Origin of the sequence: Paracoccus spongiarum (assembly GCF_030732095.1) — a bacterium.
GTDB lineage: Bacteria > Pseudomonadota > Alphaproteobacteria > Rhodobacterales > Rhodobacteraceae > Paracoccus > Paracoccus spongiarum.
Genome location: NZ_JAVAMQ010000043.1, coordinates 1 through 7,597, shown reverse-complemented (window position 1 = coordinate 7,597; position 7,597 = coordinate 1). Strand labels below are relative to the sequence as shown.

Sequence of the window (7,597 nt, the reverse complement as noted above, 5' to 3'; positions counted from 1 at the left end):
CAGAAAGACCTCGCCTGCCAGAAACAACTCGCGGGCGGCGCGGCGCTGAAGGCCGTAAAAATCCGTCAAACCCTCGGCATCGGCTTCGTCCGTCCAGCCGAGCCAGAGTTTCTGCAGTGCCTCCTTCTGCGCCGCATTGGCGATGGAGGAGGAGGGCTTGATACCGTCGCCCACCACATTGCTCGCGAAGGCTTCCACGGCGCCCGAGGCATAGCCATTGTTCCGCGCCAGCCATCGGGCGCGGGCCGTGATCGTTTCGCCTGCGCCCGCGATCAGCGTGTTCACATGGGCGCGGCTGGCCCGGAAGCCGCGCAAGCGACGATGGGATTGCGCCGCATCGAACCCGCCGATGATCGCGCCGAGGCGCGCGCGGATGCCGTCGAATGCCATGGATCAGAGCCCTTTCGTGGCCACGGTGCCCCAGCGCCGACGACGGGTCGTGCCGGATGCCCGTCCAATCCGGGCTTCCAGATCGGCAATGGCACTGGCCAGTTCGGCATCGGATCCATAGGTCAGGGTCTTTCCGTCATAACTGACGCTGCGCAGCCCGCTGAAGCGCGCTTCCTGCAGCGCGGTCAAAAGCGCCCGCATCCGGTCGATTTCCATCTCTCTCACCTCATGAAACGCGGTGTGTAAGTCTGCCGCTTGCGGCGTGGTGTTGTGGGCGGGGCGCCCGCCTGACGGGCAGGCGGGTCATTCGTCGAAGCGGACGGGTCATCGGCCTTCGCACCTCCACCACCGACATCCGGTACTGGTGCCGTGACACCGGCCTGATCCTCCAGCTGCCGCCACATCCGCTCGTCCCAGCGGTCGGCACCCATGATCCAGGCGGCGGCGCGGGCATAGACGCGGGTGTCGAGCGCCTCGTTGCGCTCGCGCAGCTTCTGCCATTCCTGACGGGGGTATCCCCGCTTGTTCCTGACCGTGACCAGCTGCTCGGCAACCAGCTGTTTCAGCCATTCGCTGTCGGCCCAGTCCGGCAGATGGATCATCCCCGGTGGATCGGGGAGGCCCGACGCCCGCTCTTCGTCTGTCGGTCGTTCCAGCCGCAGAAACCGATAGGTCTCGATCTTGAAGGTGGCGGTGGCCACTGACCAGAGCCGGGCACCGCGCCGCAGGCGTTTGCCGCCCACCGTCGCATCGACGAAGGTCGGCCCGGAAACCGGCGTCGCCCGGCTGAAGCCTTCCAGCCCCTTGACCGGCACAACCTGCTCGAAGCCTTGGGCCCGCGCCCAGGCATAGACCGCTGCTGCTTCATAGCCGGTATCCACGGCGAGTTTGGCAATCGGCATTACCGCGCCATGGACGTGCAGCCATGTCCGTCCGAGCAGCTTGGTCAGCTCCGCCCATGCCGCCGGACTGTCCGGGCCACCGGGAATGACGATGTGATCGACCAGCCAGCTTTGCAGCCCGCGTCCCCAAGCCCAGATATCGACCTCGATCCGGTCCTTCTGGATGTCGGCCCCGGCGGTCAGGAACAGACCGCCTTCGGGGATCTGCGCCGCGAACACTTCGCGCCGATCCGCCAGCCGCTGCCATTCCGGCGCCTCGCCGCGCTCGACCCAGGTCTCGCCCAGAAGCGTGTTGCGGGCCGCGCGCAGCATTTCGTCATTGCCCTGCGCCGCAAGCCATTCGCGTGCGATCTGCTCCCAGCTTTTCCAGCCGATGGGCGAATAAAGTGCCGAGAGGTGATAGCCGACATGGTGCGGATCGGCGGCGGTTGCGGTGGCCCGCCACTCGCCCGCCTCCAGCATGGCGGTCTTGTGATGCTCGGCGATCAGCTGATCGCAGGCCATGCAGGCATAGGCCGCCGTTTCCGGCCGACCCTTGTCCCAGCGCAGGCGCTCGAATTCCAGCCATTGCATCGCACCGCAATGCGGGCAGGGGACAAAGAAGCGCCGCTGGTCCGAAGCCTCAAATTCCTGCTCGATCCGGCTCAGCCCCCGGATCGTCGGGGTCGAGACCAGAAACACCTTTCGGCGATGCGCAAAAGTGGTGCTGCGGGCCTCGGCCAGCGTCACCGGATCGCCCTCTTCATCTGCCGAGGGCGGATAGGCGTCGATCTCGTCCAGAAACAGGTATCGCGCGGGCATCGACCGCAGGCCTGTCGCCGAGTTCGCGCCGGTCAGGACCAGAATGCCGCCCGGGAATTCCTTGGACAGCATGGAATTGCCGGCATCGCGCGACCGGGCCGGGCTGACCCGCTCCCTGAGTGCAGGCGAATCCGAGATCAGCGGGTCGAGCCGCCCGCGCGAGGCGCGTTTGGCCATCTCCACCGTCGGCAGCACCGCCAGCATCGGTCCCGGCGCGTGGTGGATGACGAAACCGATCCAGTTGTTTCCTGCTTCGGTCGCGCCGACCTGCGCGGCCTTCATGAAGGAAATCCGCTGCGCCGGATGCCCCGGCGAGAGCGCGTCCATGATCTCGCGCAGGTACGGCGTCCGCGCGGTGCGATAGCGCCCGGGCTCGGCGGCCGCCCGCGACGACAGCCAGCGGTGTTTATCAGCCCATTCGGACACCGTCAGGTCCGGATCGGGCCGGATGCCGCGCGACCAGGCGCGCAGCATGTCCTCTGCGCCGTCGAAACGCAGGTCGGGGCTGTATGCAGTGCTCCCGTCACCATCGGTCCCATCGTCGTCATTCGAGAGAAACCTTGAGATCGGCGAGGGCGGTGAGCTGGTCTCGGACATGGGTTTCCAGCACCCTCTGCAGCACCCCGGTGCCGATGCTGATCGCTTCCCCGGTGGTCTTTTCCATCTCGGCCGAGAGTTCCGCCGCCATGATCGCGGCGACGCGGGCGGGCCATGTCACCCAGGCGTCGCGTTCGTGCCGCGCCAGCCGGAAGACCAGCGTCTCGGCCCGCGCCCGGTCGACCAGCACACCCTTCTTCTTCTGGATGGCGATCTGGCGCTCCTGCGCCTGATAGACTGTCAGCGCTGTTCGGGCCTTCAGATAGGAAGAGCTATCGCCCGGGCCGGAGATCGACGGGGCGGCGAGGGCGCTGTCGGGCCGCGCCGGTCTGTCCGGTGGCGTTGATGACGTCGCCTGCCGCGCAGTGCCCCCTTTCGACCGCCCCTGCTGATCCGGATCGGTGGTGGCCGCGCGCCTTGCATCGGACGCGGCTGCGTCGATGGAGCCGTCGGCGAAGAGGACCAGCCTGCCGCTCTTGCGCGCCTTCTGGATCGCCCCGCGCGACAGCCCGGCATGGGTCGCATAGGCCCGTTCGCTCATGCCCTGCATGGAAAACCCGTCCGAAGATGATGGTGATGTGCATCAGAAAGCACTGTTATTGCTCCGAATTCTCTACACTTCGCGGTCCCGCAGAGCGATGCTGCATCAACGACAGGATGCACCCGGAGAGCAAAATGACCCGCAAGCCCGCCCGCACCAATGACGCCGCCCTTGCCGCCTTCATCGCGAAAAAAGCCGAAATCGACGCCCTGCTCTCCCGGCTGCAGGCCTTCAGCGAGGACCACTTCGGTGCTGACCCGGAAAAGGTGAACTGGAGCAACCTCGGCAGCCTCGAATATCAGGCTCACCTGCTGAAGCAGATCAGCGACTTCGCTTTCGGCGAAGGCGAACACGCGGCCTGACGGGATGGCCTGTGTCAACTGCTGAGCCCCGCACGATGCGGGGCCGGGCTCCGTAGAAGCCGACCGCAGCCTGCGGCGGCGATGCACGGAGCAAATGATGCCGAAACTCACCGACACCCAATCCCTGATCCTGACCCGGGCCAGCGCCCGGCCGGGCAATCTTGCATTGCCGCTGCCCGAGGGGCTGCATGGCGCAGCGGCGAAAATGGCTATCGGCCGGATGATCAAGCTCGGCTGGATCGAAGAGGTCGAGGCCAATCTCCGGCGCAATGAACCGCTCTGGCGCGAGACCGGCGACGGGCACGGCACCACGCTGATCGCCACCGAGGCCGGGCTAAGCGCCCTTGGCATCGATCCGGTGGTCGTTAAGACCATGGCCGGTTTGCGGGACGCGAAGCCCGAGGCCATCGCCGCCGCCCAGCGCCCCGGCACGAAACAGGCCCAGCTGATCGCAATGCTGCAGGTGCCGGAAGGCGCGAGTATCTCCGAGATAGCCGAGGCGACGGGATGGCAACATCATTCGATTCGCGGTGCAATCTCCGGTTCGTTGAAGAAGAAACTGGGGCTGAATGTGATCTCAGAGCAAGTAGCGGGGCGTGGGCGAGTGTACCGGCTGGATGCGGTGGCGGAATGCGCAATTAGGTAAAGTCGACATCTTCGGCCGCGCCGACATAAGGAAATGAAAGCCCGGCAAAGCGCCGTAGGTGACTTTTACTTGATAAGGCTGTGTTTAAGTGGGTGCAGAGTGTAAAGTAATTCACATAAGCCACCATGTACACAAGATGATCGAGATTACTATGCGCCGCTACGCAATGCTACGCGATCTTGAAGAAAATCCTCTAATGCGTATCGTAGTTCTTCTCTCTCCAGTGCTAAAGCTATGGAGGCTCGAATGAAACCTGCTTTGGAACCACAATCGAAGCGCTGGCCGCGGAAGCGCAGCCCATAGACATTGCGCCCCTCGGCGATCTCGTCGGCGATGGCACCGGTCAGGTGGACCTCACCGCCGGAACCCTGCTTGAGCTTGTTGAGATTGTTCATCACGGTCGGTGCCAGAATATAGCGCCCGATCACTGCGAGGTTCGAGGGCGCATTATCCCTAGGCTTCTCGACCAGGCCGCGGACACGGACGATGGCCCCTATATCCTCGGCCACGTCTAGAACGCCGTAGGAGCTGATCTCATCGGCCGGGACCGCCATAGTGGCGACCATGCACCCACCGGTTTCCTGATAGGCTTCGATCATCTGTTGCAGGCAGGGCGGGTCTCCGATGATAACGTCATCGGGCAGTAGCACCGCAAATGGATCATCAGTGATCAGTCGGCGCGCGCACCAAATCGCGTGACCAAGACCCAGCGCCTTTTGCTGGCGGATAATGGCGATGGCGCCTGATTCCATGTTGGTGGAGCGCACGATTTCCAGAAGTTCAGTTTTTCCGGCCTTTTTCAAGCTGGCTTCAAGCTCGTGCGCCTGATCGAAGTAGTCTTCTAGAGCACCCTTGCCACGGGAAGTTACGAAGATAAACTCCTTGATTCCTGCCGCACGCGCTTCGTCTATTGCATACTGGATCAAAGGACGATCGACCAAAGGCATGATTTCTTTTGGAATGGTTTTTGTCGCAGGAAGCAAACGCGTGCCTAATCCTGCAACAGGAATAACGGCTTTTGTCACGCGGTTTGATCTTTCAATATGCAGTGCGGGTGACGGAGAACCGAGCACTTCTTCTGCGCCCGGCGCGATTGCATTTCCATTAGAAAAATCAATTACTTGGCTAGCGACGATCAATCGCAATGCCATCTTCTCTTCGTTGGCCAGGCCTGAGTATTTTTTTAGATCAAGATCTCCGCTCATTTGCGTTTCTTCCCATCCAAAATAACATTGATTGCTGGGGCGAATTGTTCAAATCCAGCCCGCGCCACCAATCTGAGGGTACTTTCCATCTCCCCTTTTTTTCCGTACCCGACAATCAATACGACGTAGTGGTTGGCATCCCTGTAGTGAGTGAAGATTGCTTCCCAGCCATCGATGACTTCTCGGAGTCGATACATGCCTTCAGTCAAATCGCTTTCTGATCTCAGCACGTGCTTAAGGTTGCGAGCGATTCTTTCTTGCTCCGCTTCGCTCACATAGTTGTCAGCGAAGTCCAATTCCGCGATGCGTGTCGTGTCGACGACTACTTCAACTCCGCGGTTTCTGAACTCGGACAAAGACGAAATTTCCTTTAGTGACCGTCAAGGAGCAAGTTGTGGTCGAAGACGACTGTGTTTGGTAAGGTGAATTGTTACCTAAGAAATGCTGCAGGTAAAGTCTGGGCAGCGTTGCACTTGCAAGGGTTTCCCGCTCAAAGTGGCCAACAGTTCGATATCCGGGCAGGGCGAGGGTGAGGCCGAGATCGATCCCGCCCGCGCCGGAGCAGAGGGAAAGCCCGAAGAGGCAGGTGTCATCGGCCCCGGAAACGCGTCCGGGGGAAGGTAAAGCCAGGTCATTCATGGTCTCAGCGTCGGGATGTTGTCAGATCAGCGAAGGTCTTGTCAGTACCGTCCAGCACCGCTGACTGACCCGTTAGGTTCTGCCAGCGGGTGATGGCGACATCGACATAGGCCGGGTTCAACTCGATCCCGTAGCAGACCCGGCCGGTGGTCTCGGCGGCGATCAGCGTGGTGCCGGACCCCATGAAGGGCTCATAGATCGCCTGTCCGGGGCTCGAGTTGTTCAGGATCGGGCGACGCATGCATTCGACCGGCTTCTGCGTGCCGTGGACCGTTTCCGCATCCTGATCGCGATTGGCGATCTGCCAGAGCGTGGTCTGCTTGCGATCCCCGGCCCAATGGCCCTTGCCGCGCTTCCTGACCGCATACCAGCAGGGTTCATGCTGCCAGTGGTAATTGCCCCGGCTCAGCACCAGCCGGTCCTTGGCCCAGATGATCTGGGACCGGATATCAAACCCCGCCGCGATCAGACTGTCGGCGACCGTAGTCGCATGCAGCGCGCCATGCCAGACATAGGCGACATCGCCGGGAAACAGCGCCCAGGCCTCGCGCCAGTCGGCCCGGTCATCGTTCAGCACCTTGCCAGTACGTTTGGTCTTGGCCGCACCCGTGGCATTGCGCCACGCCGGATCGTAGTCCACGCCATAGGGCGGATCGGTGACCATCAGCAGCGGCCGGACATCGCCGAGCAGCTTTGCCACGATATCTGCGTTGGTACTGTCGCCGCAGATCAGCCGGTGCGGCCCGAGCTGCCAGAGATCGCCCGGCACCGAGACCGGATCGGCGGGAGGTTCGGGCACCTCGTCCTCGCCCTCGGCAGCGCCATCTTCACCGAGATCCGGATCCTGCAGCAGGGCCTCCAGCTCGTCCTCGGCAAAGCCCAGCAGCGAGAGGTCGAAATCATCAGCCAGCAGGCCTGCCACCTCGTCGCGCAGCAGCCCCTCGTCCCAGTCGCCGAGTTCCGTCAGCTTGTTGTCGGCGATCCGGTAGGCCCGACGTTCCGCCTCGTCGAGATGGCCAAGCCGGATCACCGGCACCTCGCTGAGCCCCAGTTCGGTCGCGGCCAGCACCCGGCCATGACCCGCGATCAGCTCGCCATCGTCGCCGACCATGCAGGGCACGGTCCAGCCGAAACGCGCCATGCTGGCGGCGATCCGGGCGACCTGATCGGACCCGTGCATCTTGGCGTTCCGGGCATAGGGGCGCAGCCGTTCGATCGGCCAGAACTCGATCTGGCGCGGGGCGAAGGTGAGGTCCATGGGGCAGGGTGGTCCTGTGGTTTGGGCTGGCGTCGAGCAGGGTGGATCCCGCACTGGATTCCGCTGGCTTCCGGTGGCGGTGGCTTCCGCAAAGTGGATCCCGACGGTGGCTTCCTGGATTCTGCCGGAATCCAGCAGAAAGCCACCCTCGTGCGACGCTCAAAGCTTTGTTTTATTCAACGAAAATGCGCTCAGGCTGGCCAAGTGGATTCCGGGTGGATTCCCCGGTGAAATCGCCTGGCGCTGGCAGTCTTCT

10 protein-coding genes are annotated in these 7,597 nt (G+C 62.8%); 3 read left to right on the top strand and 7 right to left on the bottom strand.

What is annotated here, in order from left to right:
* From Q5Y72_RS19330 to Q5Y72_RS19315, 4 genes are all read right to left on the bottom strand, one after another.
* Positions 1-390: phage portal protein (locus Q5Y72_RS19330; protein ID WP_305965024.1), on the bottom strand; the 390-nt coding region annotated here is incomplete at its 3' end.
* A gap of 3 nt (positions 391-393) precedes the next feature.
* Positions 394-606 (bottom strand): phage head-tail joining protein, encoded by a 213-nt coding sequence (locus Q5Y72_RS19325; RefSeq protein ID WP_305965023.1) that lies wholly within the window; start codon positions 604-606, stop codon positions 394-396.
* Positions 607-611: 5 nt separating this feature from the next.
* Complete coding sequence (locus Q5Y72_RS19320) at positions 612-2,690, bottom strand: phage terminase large subunit family protein (protein WP_305965022.1); 2,079 nt, start codon at positions 2,688-2,690, stop codon at positions 612-614.
* Positions 2,638-3,240, bottom strand: coding sequence for a hypothetical protein (locus Q5Y72_RS19315; protein WP_305965021.1), 603 nt, complete (start codon positions 3,238-3,240; stop codon positions 2,638-2,640). The genes Q5Y72_RS19320 and Q5Y72_RS19315 overlap by 53 nt, the downstream gene beginning before the upstream one ends.
* Positions 3,241-3,365: 125 nt before the next feature.
* Between Q5Y72_RS19315 and Q5Y72_RS19310 the strand changes: the two genes are divergently transcribed.
* The gene (locus Q5Y72_RS19310; RefSeq protein ID WP_305965020.1) at positions 3,366-3,593 is read left to right on the top strand and encodes a hypothetical protein; all 228 of its coding nucleotides are present in this window, start codon (positions 3,366-3,368) and stop codon (positions 3,591-3,593) included.
* A 97-nt stretch (positions 3,594-3,690) separates the two neighbouring features.
* Positions 3,691-4,239 (top strand): DUF3489 domain-containing protein, encoded by a 549-nt coding sequence (locus Q5Y72_RS19305; protein ID WP_305965019.1) that lies wholly within the window; start codon positions 3,691-3,693, stop codon positions 4,237-4,239.
* 149 nt (positions 4,240-4,388) lie between these two features.
* Here the strand turns inward: Q5Y72_RS19305 and Q5Y72_RS19300 are convergent, their stop codons facing one another.
* The 3 genes from Q5Y72_RS19300 to Q5Y72_RS19290 form a co-directional block, all read right to left on the bottom strand.
* On the bottom strand, positions 4,389-5,444 hold the full coding sequence (locus tag Q5Y72_RS19300; protein ID WP_305965018.1) for a UTP--glucose-1-phosphate uridylyltransferase: 1,056 nt from the start codon (positions 5,442-5,444) through the stop codon (positions 4,389-4,391).
* On the bottom strand, positions 5,441-5,800 hold the full coding sequence (locus tag Q5Y72_RS19295; protein WP_305965017.1) for a hypothetical protein: 360 nt from the start codon (positions 5,798-5,800) through the stop codon (positions 5,441-5,443). Before Q5Y72_RS19295 ends, Q5Y72_RS19300 begins: the two co-directional genes overlap by 4 nt.
* Positions 5,801-6,087: 287 nt before the next feature.
* Positions 6,088-7,341: a DNA methyltransferase gene (locus Q5Y72_RS19290; RefSeq protein ID WP_305965016.1), complete on the bottom strand. Its 1,254-nt coding sequence runs from the start codon at positions 7,339-7,341 to the stop codon at positions 6,088-6,090.
* On the opposite strand from Q5Y72_RS19290, the gene Q5Y72_RS19285 reads away from it, so the two are divergent.
* Positions 7,340-7,597, top strand: a 258-nt coding sequence (locus Q5Y72_RS19285; protein ID WP_305965015.1) for a hypothetical protein, incomplete at its 3' end; no start/stop codon positions are given. The two genes, Q5Y72_RS19290 and Q5Y72_RS19285, sit on opposite strands and share 2 nt — an antisense overlap.

What these genes read in the sequence shown, in the direction of transcription:
- Q5Y72_RS19290 (WP_305965016.1), bottom strand. Translation starts at nt 7,341, where the DNA reads ATGGACCTCACCTTCGCCCCGCGCCAGATCGAGTTCTGGCCGATCGAA.
- Q5Y72_RS19310 (WP_305965020.1), top strand. Translation starts at nt 3,366, where the DNA reads ATGACCCGCAAGCCCGCCCGCACCAATGACGCCGCCCTTGCCGCCTTC.
- Q5Y72_RS19320 (WP_305965022.1), bottom strand. Translation starts at nt 2,690, where the DNA reads ATGTCCGAGACCAGCTCACCGCCCTCGCCGATCTCAAGGTTTCTCTCG.
- Q5Y72_RS19325 (WP_305965023.1), bottom strand. Translation starts at nt 606, where the DNA reads ATGGAAATCGACCGGATGCGGGCGCTTTTGACCGCGCTGCAGGAAGCG.
- Q5Y72_RS19305 (WP_305965019.1), top strand. Translation starts at nt 3,691, where the DNA reads ATGCCGAAACTCACCGACACCCAATCCCTGATCCTGACCCGGGCCAGC.
- Q5Y72_RS19300 (WP_305965018.1), bottom strand. Translation starts at nt 5,444, where the DNA reads ATGAGCGGAGATCTTGATCTAAAAAAATACTCAGGCCTGGCCAACGAA.
- Q5Y72_RS19315 (WP_305965021.1), bottom strand. Translation starts at nt 3,240, where the DNA reads ATGCAGGGCATGAGCGAACGGGCCTATGCGACCCATGCCGGGCTGTCG.